This is a genomic window from Neorhizobium sp. T25_27 (assembly GCF_002968565.1).
Lineage (GTDB): Bacteria > Pseudomonadota > Alphaproteobacteria > Rhizobiales > Rhizobiaceae > Neorhizobium > Neorhizobium tomejilense.
Genome location: NZ_PVBJ01000007.1, coordinates 210531 through 224187, shown reverse-complemented (window position 1 = coordinate 224187; position 13657 = coordinate 210531). Strand labels below are relative to the sequence as shown.

Sequence of the window (13657 nt, the reverse complement as noted above, 5' to 3'; positions counted from 1 at the left end):
GGGTGAAGGTTGCATCCCGCCCAGGCTCCTTCTAAGTCGCCGTCGATGCCGTCTGCCATCTGCCTGCCCTACTGCGCAGCAGCGAGCAGGCCTTCCATCTCCATCAGGAAGGCGAATTCGCCGGCAAGCCCCGGCGAACAGGCGACCACCGGCCCGCCCCGCGAAAGCAATTCCTCGAGCGGCGGCACGGCGATCGTCGCACCGGCTTCCGCGGCGATCAACACGCCGGCGAGCATGTCCCAGGAAGAAAGGTGCCGTTCGTAATAGAGGTCTGACACGCCTTCGGCGACGCGGATGAGGCCGATGGCGGCCGCGCCCATGCGGCGATAGTCGATGCCGCGCTCGTAAAGCCTGCGCGAGACGGCGATGTAGTCCTCGAAATCGGTGCGGCGCGAATGGCCGAGAATGGCGATCGCGTGGTTGGGATCACTGGTCTTGGCCGCCGTGATCGGCTTTCCTTCCTTGAAGGCGCCCTCACCCCGGATCGCATGGAAAACCCGGTCCTGTGCGGCGTCATAGATCACGCCGAGCAGGATTTCGCCACCGGAGACGAAGGCGATCGAGACCCCCCAGTGCCGAAAACCGCGGATGAAATTGGTGGTGCCGTCGATCGGATCGACCACCCAGGTGCCGCGTTCTCCGGAATGTCCACCGCCCTCTTCGCCCATGAAGGAATCGTCGGGGAATTCACCGAGCAGGGATGCGCGGATCGCTTCTTCGGCCCGCTTGTCGGCAACGGTGACGAAATCCTGCAGGCCCTTGTTCTCGACACCGAGCGTTTCGGGAAGCGCCTCGGCACGGAAGGCGGCCGCCCCCATGCCGACCCGGCGGGCGACCTCGATTGCGGTCCTTTCGCGCGATTGCAGGGAGGAGAGATCGAATGCAGATGCCATTTATGCACTTCTTCTTTTGATCAGCGTCACCGGCGTGAATTCCACCCGAGCCACGGCGTCCGGTTCGGACATCCGGCTGGTCAGGAGATCGATCACCTGTTCCGCCTGTACGTCGCAGGGCTGTACGAAGGTGGTGAGATCATAGGCCGACCAGCTTGCCTGAGGGATGTCGTCATGGCCGATTACCTTGACGGAGCCGTAGCTCCGGCCGGCCCTGGCGAGCCCGTCGAGGACACCGCAAGCCATGTAGTCGTTGACCGAAAACACCCCGTCTATGCCCATGTCGATCAGCGCCTGCGCCGCCTCGTGCCCATGGGCGTAGTCGTTGATGGCAACCGGGATGAGCGGCGCATCGAGCCCGAGCATCTGGCAGCGACTCTGAAAAGCCTCAGCACGCCGGCGCGAGGAATAGGAAACAGTCGTGCCGGCGATGACGGCGAGCTTCTTGGCGCCTGATTCGACGAGGTGGTCGACGGCCGTGTAACCCGACATCCGGTCATCGGAGACGACCCGGTCGACGAAGGGAAAATCCTCGCCCTTGTTGACCAGCACGATCGGCACGCCCTCGACCGCACATTCCTCGAAGATGTGCGAGGGCGGCGCATCCGAGGTGATGATCACCCCTGAGACCGCGTAGTGCAGCAGTTGGCCGATGACGGTGGCGCTGTCGGCCTCCTTGGAGGTCGGCAGCAGGATCGGCCGGTAATTGCGGGCGATCAGCGCGCGGGCCAGATGTTCGAGCTGCTGGGTGCGGAACGGGTTGTCGAGGCCGGCCGCCACTAGGCCGACGAAATCGGACCGCTTGTTGGTGAGGCTGCGGGCGAGATAGTTGACCCGGTAGCCGAGTTCCTTGGCCGCCTGATAGACCTTCTGCCGGGTTTTTTCCGAAACGCTGGCATCCGGGGTGAAGGCACGTGACACGGCGGCGCGGGAGACGCCGGCCGCCCGGGCGACGTCGAAGGAGGTGACGCGGCGTGGCTCGCGGGACATGCCGTTCGTTTCCCTTGGTCTCATCAGGTCCGGCAGGTCGGTGCAGATGCCGAGCACGGGCAGCGCCATGATGTCCTTCAGGACATCCGGTCGCTCCTCGTGCCAGAGCACGAGCTCCTTGCCATCGCCGAAAGCCCTGTCGATCAGTTCCTCGGTCACGAATTCCTGCGGCGTCTCGCTCGCCTTTTCCCAGCACAGATGCAGGATGTCGGCGGCCGCCGCCTCCCCCGCCGCATGCGGATCGTGGCCGACACGGATCAGCACCGAAAGCGCATAATCGCAGCCCATCTCGCGCAGCTCGCGCACCTGGGCGACATCGAAGGAGCCGAGGCAGGCGAAACGCTGGTCCATGTCCTTCAGGTGCTGCCAGCAGAGCGGACCGGTGCCCGGCCGCTTCAGCTCGACGTAAAGGCCACAACCGGTCTCCCGGCCGAGTGCGGCGACTTCCGTGAAACTCGGCACATCCGGCACCGCCTCGCGCAGCTCTGCAAAACTCATCTGCGAGATAAACAGGTCCCGCTGGAAGACGCGTTGCAGATGGTCGTCATGGGAAACGACGACCACGCCGTCCGACGTCATCTGGGTGTCGAGTTCCCACATTTCGGCGCCGAGTTCGGCAGCGCGGCGGAAGGCCGTGAGCGTGTTTTCCCGTTCATGGCCGCTCGCGCCGCGATGGCCGATGCAGAATGGCAGCCGGCCCTTCCCTTCCGGCCAGCCGAATTTGTCGAAGAAGGCGGAAAAGTCGTGCATCAAAGCCTCCGTCACAATCTCTGTCCGTCTTCGGCGAAAACGAAGGTCGAGGCGCTGTCGAGGTTCCAGCGCACGCTGTCGCCCGGCTTCACGTCGTCGCGCACCGGCTGGATCGAGCGCAGCACGGAACCGTCCGGCAGAACGACGTCGTAGAGGTTTTCGCGGCCTTGCGTTTCCGCAAACACGACCTTGCCTTCGACGGGCACACCGCCCGCTGTCCCGAAATGCTCCGGGCGGACGCCAAGGCTGAGCGCGGTTCCGTCCGGAATGCCGGTCAGGGTGGCGAGCGGCAGGCGCAAGCCGCTTCCGCCAAGCACGAAAGCCCCGTGCTGCGCCTGGCCCTTGAGGAAGGAGATCGGTGGATTGCCGAGGAAGCTGGCGACGAAGGACGTCCGAGGATCCTTGTACATTTCCGACGGGGTGGCAATCTGGACGATCTCGCCCGATTTCATGATGGCGATGCGGTCGCACATCGACATCGCCTCGACCTGGTCGTGGGTGACGAGGATGGCGGTGATGCCGGTTTCCTTCTGCAGCCGCCGGATTTCCGAGCGCATTTCGAGGCGGAGCTTGGCGTCGAGATTGGCGAGCGGTTCGTCGAGAAGCAGCACGTCCGGCCGGCGGATCAGGGCGCGGGCGAGCGCCACGCGCTGCTGCTGGCCGCCGGAAAGCTGCGCCGGGCGCCGCCCGAGGAGATCCTCGATATGGACAAGGGCTGCGATGCCAGCGACCTGCTGTTTGATGTCGGCGGAGGCAACCCGCTTCACCATCAGCGGGAAGCCGATATTTTCCTCCACCGTCATATGCGGATAAAGCGCATAGGACTGGAAGACGACGCCGACATTGCGCTCCTGGCTCGGCAGATGGGTGACGTCCCTGTCGCCGAACATGATGCGGCCCGAGGTCGGCCGATGAATGCCGCAGACGGCAAACAGCGTCGTCGACTTGCCGCAGCCGGAAGGCCCGAGCAGCGCCAGCATTTCGCCGGAACCCACTTCGAGATCCATGTCCTCGATGACCTTGGTGGAGCCGAAACTCTTGGAAAACTTGTCGAGCAGGATACGCATCAGCCCTTGGTGCCTCCGCCATAGATGTTCATGAGATGCTTCTGGAAAAAGACGTAAAGGATCAGCACCGGCACGACGTAGAAGACGCCGACGGCCTTGAAGGTGCCGAAATCGAAATTGTTGTCGTCGATGATCAGGCCCGCCAGATAGACCGACAGGACCTGCACTTTCGCGCCCGGCGCCAGCACCTGCGGCATGATGAACTCGCTCCAGCCGGTGAGGAAGGAAAAGAGGCCAAGTGCCATCACCGCTGGTTTGATCTGCGGCAGCACGAGCCGGCGCCAGACCGTGAAGCGCGAGGCGCCGTCGACGGTGCCGGCCATCTCGATTTCCCAGGGCACGGTGTCGTAGAACCCCTTCATCAACCAGATGCCGAGCGGAAGCTCGACCGCCGCCTTCACCAGGATCACCCCTATCAGCGAATTGTAGAGACCGATCCACTGCAGCACGATGAAGATGGCGATGATCAGCGTCACCGACGGGAAGGCATGCAGCACCATGACGCCGGCGAGGAAAAAGCCGCGTGCCGGCACGTTGAGGCGCGACAGCACGTAACCCGCCATCGAGGAGACCGTGAGGATGACGCCGGTGATGCAGCTTGCGAAGATGAAGGTGTTGAGCGTGACGAGCCAGATGTTCGGCTTGCCGGCCTTGGTCTCCCAGAGGAAACTCCAGTGGCGCAGCGTGAACTCGTTCGGGATCAGCGAGCCGGCCTCGGTGTCGCTGATCGTGTCGATGAAGAGATAGGCATACATCACCAGCAGCGGCAGGCTGAAAAGGCCGAGCAGCAGGATCACCGGGAGGCTCGAGAAATTCGCCGAGGTGGTGTTGGACGAGATTTGCGGTTTTTCGGCCATGCTCAATCCTCGATCAGCGGCTTGGAGATCAGCGTATCGTAACGGAAGATGCGCAGGTAGATGAGCGACAGGACGATGCCGACAACCACCAGCACCAGGGCCATGGCCGCGCCCAGCCCATATTCCAGGTTGCCGGTATAGTTGTTGAGCGCGGTGTGGTAGGCGGCGAGCGACCAGACTTCGGTCGCCCGCCCCGGCCCGCCGCGGGTCGAGAGGAGGATTTCGTTGAAGGAAGCGAGCAGCGACAGGGTCTGGTAGCAGGTGACGAACAGGATCGGCCAGCGAAGCTGCGGCAGGATGACGTGGCGGACCTGTTGCCAGCGGTTGGCGCCGTCCACCTCGCTTGCATGGAACTGCGTCTGCGGGATCGCCTTGATGGCCGACGAGAAGACCAGCATGCCCATCGAGGCGCCGATGAAGCCGTTGATCAGGATCACGAAGAACCAGGCGTTGTAGGCGCTGTCGAGCAGGTAGTTCTTCGGCGGATAACCGAACTGGCCCATGAACATCGAGATGAAGCCGCTGTCCCAGGTCAGCCATTTCCACATCAGCACGTAGATGACCACCGGCGTGATGCGCGGCAGCAGCCAGATGGCGCGGAAGATGGATGCGGTCGAAGCCGGCATGTAATGGGTCGTGATGGCGAGGAAGAGAGCGTAGCTGACGTTGAACAAGAGCAGCGTCACTGAGACGTAGAAGGCGGTGTTGAGGAAGATCTGCGCCATGTCCGGCGAGTTGCCGATGATCCTGAAATTTTCCGTCGTCCACACCCAGCCGGTATAGGTGGCGGTGGCGACCGTCTCCTGTTCGGCCGGCGTCAGAGCGAAACCCAGCTTCTTGAGGCTCGCCATCAGTCCGTCTCGGGTCTCGAACCGGGTATTCAGAACCGAACGGTTGAAGAGGTCGGAGATCTGCTTGACCTCGCGCGTCGAGGGCCGGTCCTTCAGCGCCTTGATCATGCGTTCGGCCTCGCGGCGCGAGGGAAAGACCTCGCCCATGTGGCTGGTGCGCAGTTCAGTGCTGAAACCTGCCTTGAGCTTCAAGGCCTCCAGCGCTGCAAGCCCCTCCTCGTCGATGACGAAACGCGGTTCGGCAATGCCGCCCGCAAGTTCCGGCATGTCTGCCTTCAGGCGGTTGATGGCGCCCTGCGTGACCTGCCAGGCGCCGCCGGAAATGCCGGTCGCGGTGGTCATGTTGGTCATGGCGAAGATGGCGGTCAGGACGACCGGCATCAGGAAGAACAGGAAGATCATGACCGCGGCGGGCGCGATCATCACCAGTCCGAGCGTTCGTGACGTTCGCATGGGTGAAGCCTTGGGAGACGGATGGGGTGTGGGCGGCGGAGTGATCGCCGCCCACAGTTCGGGGCGAGGAGTTTCGCCCGGACAGTCCACGATTTATCCCGCCCTGTCCGAGCAGGATAAGTCGCCTGGCATCAGCGGATGATGATCGCCGCGCCGAGTGTCGACTTCAGCTCGGCTTCGGCATCGTTGACCGCGGCATCGGCGGTCTTGGCGCCCGTCCAGGAGGCTTCGAAGTTCTTCCACATGATCGTCCAGTACTTGCCGAAATCGGCATTGTTCGGCATGGCGTTGGCATGCGGCAGAAGGCGTTCGGTGGCTTCCGAAGCCCAGCGATCGGCCGCATATAGGTCGACCTTGGTTTCGGAAGGCGAGATGCCGAGATGGGCGGACTTGATCGCATGCAGCGCATTGATGCGCGGCTCGGAGGCGATCTTGATCAGGTCGGCAGCGATCTGGCTTTCTTCTTCGGTATGGCCGGCCATCAGCAGGTAAGCGAGCGGATGGGTCAGCGTGTTGGCCTTGCCGCCCTCGCCGCCCGGTACCAGCGTGAACTGGACGTTGGTGAAGAAGTCCTTCAGGCCTTCCTGGTTGACGAGGCGGGCATAATGCCAGGTGCCGCCGTGCCAGATGCCGGCCTTGCCGGTGGCAACTTCCTTCCACCACTGGTCGCCCGGCATGCCGACATGGTTCTTCTTGGTGACGCCGGCCTTCACGAGATCGGCGAAATACTGGTAGGTGCGCTTCATCGCGGCCTTGTCGAAGACGAGCTTGCCTTCCTCTTCCATCACGCCGCCGAAGGACGTGTAGAACTGCCAGTAGTCCGGGCCGTTATTGGTGCGCGGATAAAAGCCGTAGCCAGCCTGGACGAGGCCCTTGTCCTGCATCTTCTTGGCGTCTTCGAGCACGTTCTTGAGCGTATATTCGCCCTTTTCGACCTTGGCCGGCAGGGCCTCGATATCGGCATCCGAATAGCCGATCGCCTTCATGTAAGGCTTCCAGAAGAAGAACGGGCGGGATTCGGCGTCCTGCGGGATGCCGTAGACGCTACCATTGAAGGAGGTGATCTCCATCAGGTTCGGATAGATGTCGCTGATCGGCCAGCTGTCGAGGTCGATGAACTTCTCGACCGGAACGATGAGGCCGGCCTGCGCCCATGGGCCGATGTCTTCATGGCCGGTGGCGACGATGTTCGGAGCCTTCTTGGCTTCGGCGGCCAGCGTCAGGGCCTGCTTGAAGTCTTCCCAGCCGGAATAGGGCGTCTTCTGGACGATGATGTTGAGCTGCTGGCCGCGGATGGCGGCTTCACGCTCGAGAATATCGGCTGCGATATCGAATGCATCGGTGCGGTAGTTGTCGTTCGGCCCGGAACCGCCGGACCAGACGGAAATGGTGACATCCTTGGCGGACGCGAAGACAGCGGTCGAGGCCAGGAGAACGGCCGCGAGCGTGGCGGACTTGAGTATCGGAAGAACAGTCATGGTTTACTCCCCGAAGAGCGAAATGCCTTGTTCCGAACCCTGAAAGACCTGTCGGCCGAGGCTGCGGAAGCGCTGAAGATCATCAACAGGAAGCGGTCTAGCGGGGCTCCTTAACACCCGGATGACAAAATGTACGCGTGTGCAAAATTTCTTCGAAGAATCGTTCTGCCGTCTGCTGAGGCCGGAGCCTATGCGGCTTCGTTGGTGGAAACCACCGTGACTCGGAGTCCGAGGGCCTTCAAGACACCGAGCAACGTGGAGAGCTTCGGATCTCCCTTATCGCTCAGCGCCTTGTAGAGCGCCTCGCGGGTAATGCCCGCTTCCTTGGCGACATTGGTCATGCCCATGGAGCGGGCAACATCGCCAAGGGCGATCGAGATAAGTTTCGGATCCCCGTCCTCGAAAGCTGCTTCGAGATAAGCAACGCGCGCTTCGGGCGTCTTCAGGTAGTCCTGAACGTCCCATTTCGTCGTTTCAATAGGCACTGTCATATCTCCTTCGCCATCTGTTTTGCCGAAGCGATGTCCCTGCTTTGGGTGCTCTTGTCTCCGCCACAGAGCAAGATGATGATTTCCTGGCCCTGTTGGATGAAATAGAGCCGGTAGCCAGGACCGTAGGTAATACGCGCCTCGCTGACGCCTTCGCCGACTGGCTTCACATCGCCAAGATTGCCAATTTCCATGCGGCGAATGCGCGTAACTATTCGCATTCGGGCGTTATGGTCCCGAAGTTCGCTGAACCATTTTGAAAAGGTTGCCGTCTTGCGAATTTCGATCATATGTAATCTATAGTTCACAGTCGACGTAAGATCAATGCCCGCCTACCGTTCCAGCGCCACTGTCTTTATCACGGCAAAAACCGGCTTTTCCAGCTTCAGGTCGAGCCGTTCGACGGAAAGTGCGGTGATGCGGGCGAGCACGGTATCTCCGCCGCAGCGAATGTGGATGCGGGCCATGCCGTCCCCGTCCGGCTCGATCGCGGCGATCATGCCGTCAAGGATGTTGAGGGCGCTCAGTCCTTCCGGCCGCCGGGTGGCGACCATGACGTCCCGTTCGGGGATATGCACGCGGACGCTCCGACCTTCTTCGGCATGCGCGTTGGGCACCACGATCTGCGCCTGCGACAGCCGGATCGTCGCCAGCCGGTGCGGGATATCGATCGTCTCGACCGTGCCGGTCAGCACCGCGCCGGCATCGCGGCGATCCGCCGAAGGCATAGAGAGGACTTCCGACGGCGTGCCGACGGCCTCGACCCGGCCCTCCTTCATTATCACCACCTTGTCGGCAAGCCGCGCCACCTCCGAGACCGAATGGCTGACATAGACGATCGGTGTCGAGGTTTCGTCGCGCAGGCGCTCGAGATAAGGCAGGATCTCGGCCTTGCGCAGGTCGTCGAGCGCGGCGAGCGGCTCATCCATCAGAAGGAGACGCGGAGCGGAGAGCAACGCCCGGCCGATCGCGACGCGCTGTTTTTCGCCGCCTGAAAGCTTCCCCGGCCGCCGCTCCAGCAACAGGCCGATGCCCAGCAGTTCGACAATCCGATCGAAATCTTCCGGCTGCGTGGTCTTGGGTGCGAACCAGCGGCCATAGGCAAGGTTCTGACGCACCGAGAGGTGCGGGAAAAGCCGGCTTTCCTGGAAGACGTAGCCGAAACGTCGTTTGTGCTTTGGCACGAAAATGCCGCTTTCGGTGTCGAACAGCGTTTCGCCATCAACCACCAGCCGCCCGTGATCCGGCTTCGACAGCCCCGCGATCACCCGCACCAGCGACGTCTTGCCGGAGCCCGAAGACCCGAACAGTGCGGTCACGCCGCCATCCGAGGTGAAGCCCGCGTCGAGGACAAACTCTCCCAGAGTCTGCCGTGCCATAACGACGAGGGTCATTCGATATCAACCCTCTTGCCGACCAGATAGGCCAGGAACTCCGAGGCGAGAAGCGCTGCAAACGAGATGGCGATCGCGACCAGCGTCAGCCGCATCGCCCCGGCATCGCCGCCCGGCACCTGCGTAAACGTGTAGATGGCTGCCGAAAGGGTCTGGGTTTCACCGGGAATATTGGAGACGAAGGTGATCGTCGCGCCGAACTCGCCCATCGCCTTGGCAAATGCGAGGATCATGCCAGCGATCACGCCTGGCAGGATGAGCGGCAGCGTCACGGTGATGAAAACCCAGGTGGGTCCGGCGCCGAGCGTGCCGGCCGCCTCTTCCAGCTTGCGGTCGACGGATTCGATCGACAGCCGGATGGACCGTACCATCAGCGGAAAGCCCATGACGCCGCAGGCAAGTGCTGCACCCGTCCAGCGGAAGGAGAGGACGATGCCGAGATATTCGTTGAGAAAGGCACCGATGACCCCGCGTCGCCCGAACAATATCAGCAGCAGAAAGCCGGTGACGACCGGTGGCAGGATAAGCGGCAGGTGGACGACGCCGTTCAGGATCGACTTGCCCCAGAATCTTCCGCGGGCAAGCAGGTAGGCGACGAGAAGACCGAACGGCAGGCTGACGATCATGGCGACGGCGGAAACCTTCAGGCTGAGCCTGATCGCGGTCCATTCCTCATCGCTCAATGCCAGCCAGTCCAAACGCCGATCCCATCCATAGCCGCGATGCAATATATCGCATTGGATATATCGAGACGGGTCTGATGGCTAGATCCTGGCGGGAAAGTTATTGGAGGGTTCTGAAAAAGGCGGTGGGAGAGCGCCGGGTCTGCCGCTGCTCTCCCTGCACCATCGCATTCACAAGATGGTCTACTGAACGAAGGCCCTTGGAGCCTTGGTTCTCATGCGCGACGGCTTAGCGGTTGTCGCGGCTCGTGTTGCCGAAGATCGACTGGCTTTCCTGGCGATCGGTGTCGCGGATCTGGATGCTGCCGGTGCGGACGTCGTCCACATTGCCGCCGTTGACCCGGGCGGAAGCATGCGTCTTCGAGGTGCCTTCAAAATAGTCGCCGTCGGCGAGAGCCGAGCCTCCGAAGGAAGCGGCAGCGATCATGGCGGCGATAGCGGAGATGGAAGTCTTCATTGTCCTAGTCCTTTCAGAGTTCGTCCGGGGCTTGAGTTTGCGACCTGCCTGCCGGACGATGTTCGGTATCTTGAATGAGCTGCGGCTAGCGATTGTCGCGGCTTTCATGCTTGAAGATCGGCTGGTCGCCGCGATTGTCGTTGGCGCGAACCTGATCGATGCTGCCGGTCCTGACATTGTCGACCTTGTCGTTGGTCTGCACCGTTGCCTGTCCCTTGGTCGCACCCTGATAATAATCGCCTTCTGCAAGGGCGACGCCGGCGAAGGAAGCCGAAGCGATCATGGCTGCGGCGAAACTGGAAAGTACTGTCTTCATTATCGTATTCCTCAGTTGCTAAACGGAGCCGTTTGGGAGCCGGCATCCGCTCGGTGGTATTTGGAAGCGTTGTCTGCTTCCGGTCATGGAGATGGGGAAACCCAATCGAGGTCGCTAGGGCATGATTTCCAAACGGAATGTTCGGGATTCGAGAACAAACGATCGCGTGAGACCGGTTGAAATCGAGATTCGGACAGCGCTGGGCGGAGAGGCTCGCTCTTGAGAACGGTTCGGTCGGAAACGAAAAACAGCCCCGAAAGGGGCCGTTTCGATGAGTGTTTACCGAGGTGCTTGCGGCTATTTCAGAACCGTAAAACCTTCCTTTTCGAAGAATGGCGCTGCCTTGGCCGACTTCAGATAGTCGAGATAGGCGGGCGCATCCTTGGACTTCGATTCCGACAGGATGGCGATCGGATAAATGATCGCCGGGTGGGTGTCGGCCGGCAACGTGCCGACGATGGCGACACCCGGATCGGCGGCCGCATCCGTCTGGTAGACGATGCCGTAAGGCGCTTCGCCGCGCGAGACGAACGCGAGTGCTGCGCGCACACTTTCGGCGCTTGCGACGCTCTTTTCGACCGACGACCAGAGGCCAAGCTTTTCGAGCGAGGCCTTGGCGTATTTGCCGGCCGGAACCGCGTTCGGCTCACCCATGGCGAGCCTGCCGCCTTTGAGCAGGCCCGCGAGATCGAAGCCCGGCCTGATGTCGACCGGCTTGGCGGCGTCCTTGGCGGCGACCAGCACGATCCGGTTGCCGAGCCAGTTGAACCTGGCGTCTTCCCTCACGAGCTTTTTGTCGGAGAGATATTTCATCCAGTCGAGATCGGCCGAAATGAAGATATCCGCTGGCGCGCCGCTTTCGATCTGCTTGGCGAGCGCCGAACTTGCGGCGTAGGAAACGGTGACTTGCCCGCCTCCTTGGGTCGCCCATGCCTTATTAGCGTTGTCGAGCGCGTTCTTCATGCTGGCTGCTGCAAAGACGGTGACTTTTTCCTGCGCTGCGGCGGGAGCGGCAAACGAGGCGATCGACACGAGGGCGGCTGCCACCGACCTCACCGCGAGCCTGATCCAGGAATGCCGATAAACGTTCATGATTTCCTCTCCGATCCTTAAGCGAGATATTCCTTTGGATATCTCGCTGGCGAGGTTTTGACTAGCTTTATATCCCGCAAGATATCTTGATCGGTTGGCGGCGCAGGCTCATCGTCGGTGAGGATTGCTCCAGCGAGCAGGTGTTCATATCGAAAGTGGCCCGTGTTCCGATCCCGGCTGATATCTTCTAGGGATTGGCTAAGGGGCGTCGCGCCGGGTTACCGATCTCTGCGTGAGCCTCGCGATTGTGCATGCAAGGCGCGCCCGATAAGGCCGGAGCGCAATCTGTCGGGATGCTTCGCACACCCCTTGCGCCGACGCCGGTTTCAGCCGCCCTTGAAACAGGCCAATCGGTGTCCATCCATGCGGGTCGTCGAGCGCGCAAGGCCTCGACTAAGCCCCGGCGAACGCGGACTCGTAGAAAGCTACTTTCTCTATTTTGAACGTTCTACCAAACGACGCGCAAGAACTCCAAGTACGGACCCAAGCGAGTATTTACGAGGAGCGGTCCATAATGAACGGCAGTTGGTGGCAGACAAGATCAATCCTGTCCGACAATGTGGTCAAATCCACGGGGGGATATTTTCGAGATGAGCGGACGCGTTAATGTGCATTGACGCACATGCGTCCATCGATCTGTTGCTGCATCGTATTGCTGTGGTAACGGGTGCCTCAAAAGGAAGCGGTGCCGTGATATGTTAATTATCGCGTAAATTTGAGCCATTTTTTCATTTCGCCGAGATCCACTCAGACCTTTTGAAACATGTTTGCCATCAATCCGATACGCTGCATTTCGTGGGTCAACGCAAACTGGGAAAATTGGTCAAATCCTGCTGCAACTCTACAGCCTACTATTTGTTGGCAACGCCCCGGGTGAAAACATTTCGCTCATGACCAGCCGGCAATGCTCTGCAGGAACAGGCCGGCGGCCCGTGACAGCGGATATTTTTCGCCGCTGAGCAGGCAATATGTGACCGGCAGATCCGGTTCAAGCGCGACGAACCGCAAGGGCAGCGCCGCGTATTCGCGGGCGATCAGTTCACTGACCAGCGCAATGCCAAGACCCTCGGCCGCCAGTGCGCAGGCGCTTGCGACGGAATGCGCCTCCAGCAACGGCCGCTGCCGCAAGCCGTGCTGATAGAACAGCGCCTCAAGCTGGTGGCGGACGGGCCGTTCGCGATTGAGGACGATGAGATCGTGGCCCTTCAGCTCGGCGATCGTCAGCGATGACCGCTCGGCGAGCGGATGATCGCGATGCAGTACGCAGACAATTCGCGACGGCAGCAGCTTTTCCTGCCGCAGTCCGGGAGTTGCCAGCGGCAGGCGTGCGAAACCGATATCGGCTTCACCATCGGCAACCATGCGTTCAAGCGCCAGATAATTGCCGGAGGCCAGTTCCACCCGCATCGGGCCGTTGGCGGCAAGAAAATCTCGGATCATTTTCGGTATCCGGTTCGACGATAGACTGGCCGGAAAAGCAAGCCTCAGCAGCATGTCGCGGGAGCGACCGTTCTCCAATTCGATGGCCGCCGTTTTAAGCACACGCAGGCGATCTGCGATGGCGCGGATTTCCGGTCCGAGCTGCAGGCCTTCACGCGTCGGCGCCAGGCGGTTCTTGTCACGCTCGAACAGGCGAACGCCGAGATAATCCTCCAGCTGCTGCAGTAGCCGGCTTGCATTCGATTGCGAAATGCCGAGCTCCAATGCTGCGGCAACCGTCGAGCCGGTGGCGGCGATCGCGTCATAGGCCTCGATATGCTTCAGGCTGATCGCCGCCTTCACCATGGAGAACCCCTTCCTTCGATAGACTTATTCGAAAACCGCATAAGATTGCGGCCTTCGTCGAAGTCGAACACTTTTGCCCGTGTACCAAGCGCAGCGAAAGACA

General features: G+C 61.3%; 13 protein-coding genes and 2 pseudogenes. All 15 read right to left on the bottom strand.

What is annotated here, in order from left to right:
- Window positions 1–68: 68 nt before the first annotated feature.
- The 15 genes and pseudogenes from C5J24_RS20315 to C5J24_RS20245 all read right to left on the bottom strand — a co-directional run bounded on the left by C5J24_RS20315 (window position 69) and on the right by C5J24_RS20245 (window position 13595).
- Window positions 69–893, bottom strand: a complete 825-nt coding sequence (locus C5J24_RS20315) for an inositol monophosphatase family protein (protein WP_105420420.1) — start codon at window positions 891–893, stop codon at window positions 69–71.
- Window positions 894–1883, bottom strand: coding sequence for a LacI family DNA-binding transcriptional regulator (locus tag C5J24_RS20310; RefSeq protein ID WP_105420586.1), 990 nt, complete (start codon window positions 1881–1883; stop codon window positions 894–896).
- A gap of 15 nt (window positions 1884–1898) precedes the next feature.
- Window positions 1899–2636: pseudogene (locus tag C5J24_RS20305) on the bottom strand (glycerophosphodiester phosphodiesterase); the annotation flags it as partial.
- An 8-nt stretch (window positions 2637–2644) separates the two neighbouring features.
- The gene (locus C5J24_RS20300) at window positions 2645–3700 is read right to left on the bottom strand and encodes an ABC transporter ATP-binding protein (RefSeq protein WP_105420418.1); all 1056 of its coding nucleotides are present in this window, start codon (window positions 3698–3700) and stop codon (window positions 2645–2647) included.
- A complete protein-coding gene (locus C5J24_RS20295; RefSeq protein WP_105420416.1) occupies window positions 3700–4557 on the bottom strand; it encodes a carbohydrate ABC transporter permease in 858 nt (285 codons plus the stop codon). The genes C5J24_RS20300 and C5J24_RS20295 overlap by 1 nt, the downstream gene beginning before the upstream one ends.
- Window positions 4558–4559: 2 nt before the next feature.
- The gene (locus C5J24_RS20290; RefSeq protein WP_105420414.1) at window positions 4560–5861 is read right to left on the bottom strand and encodes a carbohydrate ABC transporter permease; all 1302 of its coding nucleotides are present in this window, start codon (window positions 5859–5861) and stop codon (window positions 4560–4562) included.
- Window positions 5862–5992: 131 nt separating this feature from the next.
- On the bottom strand, window positions 5993–7339 hold the full coding sequence (locus C5J24_RS20285; RefSeq protein ID WP_105420411.1) for an extracellular solute-binding protein: 1347 nt from the start codon (window positions 7337–7339) through the stop codon (window positions 5993–5995).
- A gap of 188 nt (window positions 7340–7527) precedes the next feature.
- The gene (locus C5J24_RS20280; protein ID WP_105420584.1) at window positions 7528–7824 is read right to left on the bottom strand and encodes an addiction module antidote protein; all 297 of its coding nucleotides are present in this window, start codon (window positions 7822–7824) and stop codon (window positions 7528–7530) included.
- A 2-nt stretch (window positions 7825–7826) separates the two neighbouring features.
- Window positions 7827–8117, bottom strand: a complete 291-nt coding sequence (locus tag C5J24_RS20275) for a type II toxin-antitoxin system RelE/ParE family toxin (RefSeq protein WP_105420409.1) — start codon at window positions 8115–8117, stop codon at window positions 7827–7829.
- A 42-nt stretch (window positions 8118–8159) separates the two neighbouring features.
- Entirely contained in the window at window positions 8160–9221 is a 1062-nt protein-coding gene (gene modC / locus C5J24_RS20270) for a molybdenum ABC transporter ATP-binding protein (protein ID WP_105420407.1), read from the bottom strand.
- Window positions 9218–9919, bottom strand: a complete 702-nt coding sequence (gene modB, locus C5J24_RS20265; RefSeq protein WP_105420405.1) for a molybdate ABC transporter permease subunit — start codon at window positions 9917–9919, stop codon at window positions 9218–9220. The genes modC and modB overlap by 4 nt, the downstream gene beginning before the upstream one ends.
- Before the next feature lie 214 nt (window positions 9920–10133).
- The gene (locus C5J24_RS20260) at window positions 10134–10361 is read right to left on the bottom strand and encodes a hypothetical protein (protein ID WP_105420403.1); all 228 of its coding nucleotides are present in this window, start codon (window positions 10359–10361) and stop codon (window positions 10134–10136) included.
- A gap of 85 nt (window positions 10362–10446) precedes the next feature.
- On the bottom strand, window positions 10447–10677 hold the full coding sequence (locus C5J24_RS20255; protein ID WP_105420401.1) for a hypothetical protein: 231 nt from the start codon (window positions 10675–10677) through the stop codon (window positions 10447–10449).
- A gap of 297 nt (window positions 10678–10974) precedes the next feature.
- Window positions 10975–11769 carry a molybdate ABC transporter substrate-binding protein gene (modA, locus tag C5J24_RS20250; protein WP_105420399.1) on the bottom strand — a complete coding sequence of 265 codons (795 nt, stop codon included), beginning with the start codon at window positions 11767–11769 and terminating at the stop codon, window positions 10975–10977.
- A gap of 888 nt (window positions 11770–12657) precedes the next feature.
- Window positions 12658–13595: pseudogene (locus C5J24_RS20245) on the bottom strand (LysR family transcriptional regulator).
- Window positions 13596–13657: the final 62 nt, after the last annotated feature.

Coding starts and splice junctions, on each gene's coding strand:
- C5J24_RS20315 (WP_105420420.1), bottom strand. CDS start 893: ATGGCATCTGCATTCGATCTCTCCTCCCTGCAATCGCGCGAAAGGACC.
- C5J24_RS20310 (WP_105420586.1), bottom strand. CDS start 1,883: ATGTCCCGCGAGCCACGCCGCGTCACCTCCTTCGACGTCGCCCGGGCG.
- C5J24_RS20300 (WP_105420418.1), bottom strand. CDS start 3,700: ATGCGTATCCTGCTCGACAAGTTTTCCAAGAGTTTCGGCTCCACCAAG.
- C5J24_RS20295 (WP_105420416.1), bottom strand. CDS start 4,557: ATGGCCGAAAAACCGCAAATCTCGTCCAACACCACCTCGGCGAATTTC.
- C5J24_RS20290 (WP_105420414.1), bottom strand. CDS start 5,861: ATGCGAACGTCACGAACGCTCGGACTGGTGATGATCGCGCCCGCCGCG.
- C5J24_RS20285 (WP_105420411.1), bottom strand. CDS start 7,339: ATGACTGTTCTTCCGATACTCAAGTCCGCCACGCTCGCGGCCGTTCTC.
- C5J24_RS20275 (WP_105420409.1), bottom strand. CDS start 8,117: ATGATCGAAATTCGCAAGACGGCAACCTTTTCAAAATGGTTCAGCGAA.
- modC (WP_105420407.1), bottom strand. CDS start 9,221: ATGACCCTCGTCGTTATGGCACGGCAGACTCTGGGAGAGTTTGTCCTC.
- C5J24_RS20260 (WP_105420403.1), bottom strand. CDS start 10,361: ATGAAGACTTCCATCTCCGCTATCGCCGCCATGATCGCTGCCGCTTCC.
- C5J24_RS20255 (WP_105420401.1), bottom strand. CDS start 10,677: ATGAAGACAGTACTTTCCAGTTTCGCCGCAGCCATGATCGCTTCGGCT.
- modA (WP_105420399.1), bottom strand. CDS start 11,769: ATGAACGTTTATCGGCATTCCTGGATCAGGCTCGCGGTGAGGTCGGTG.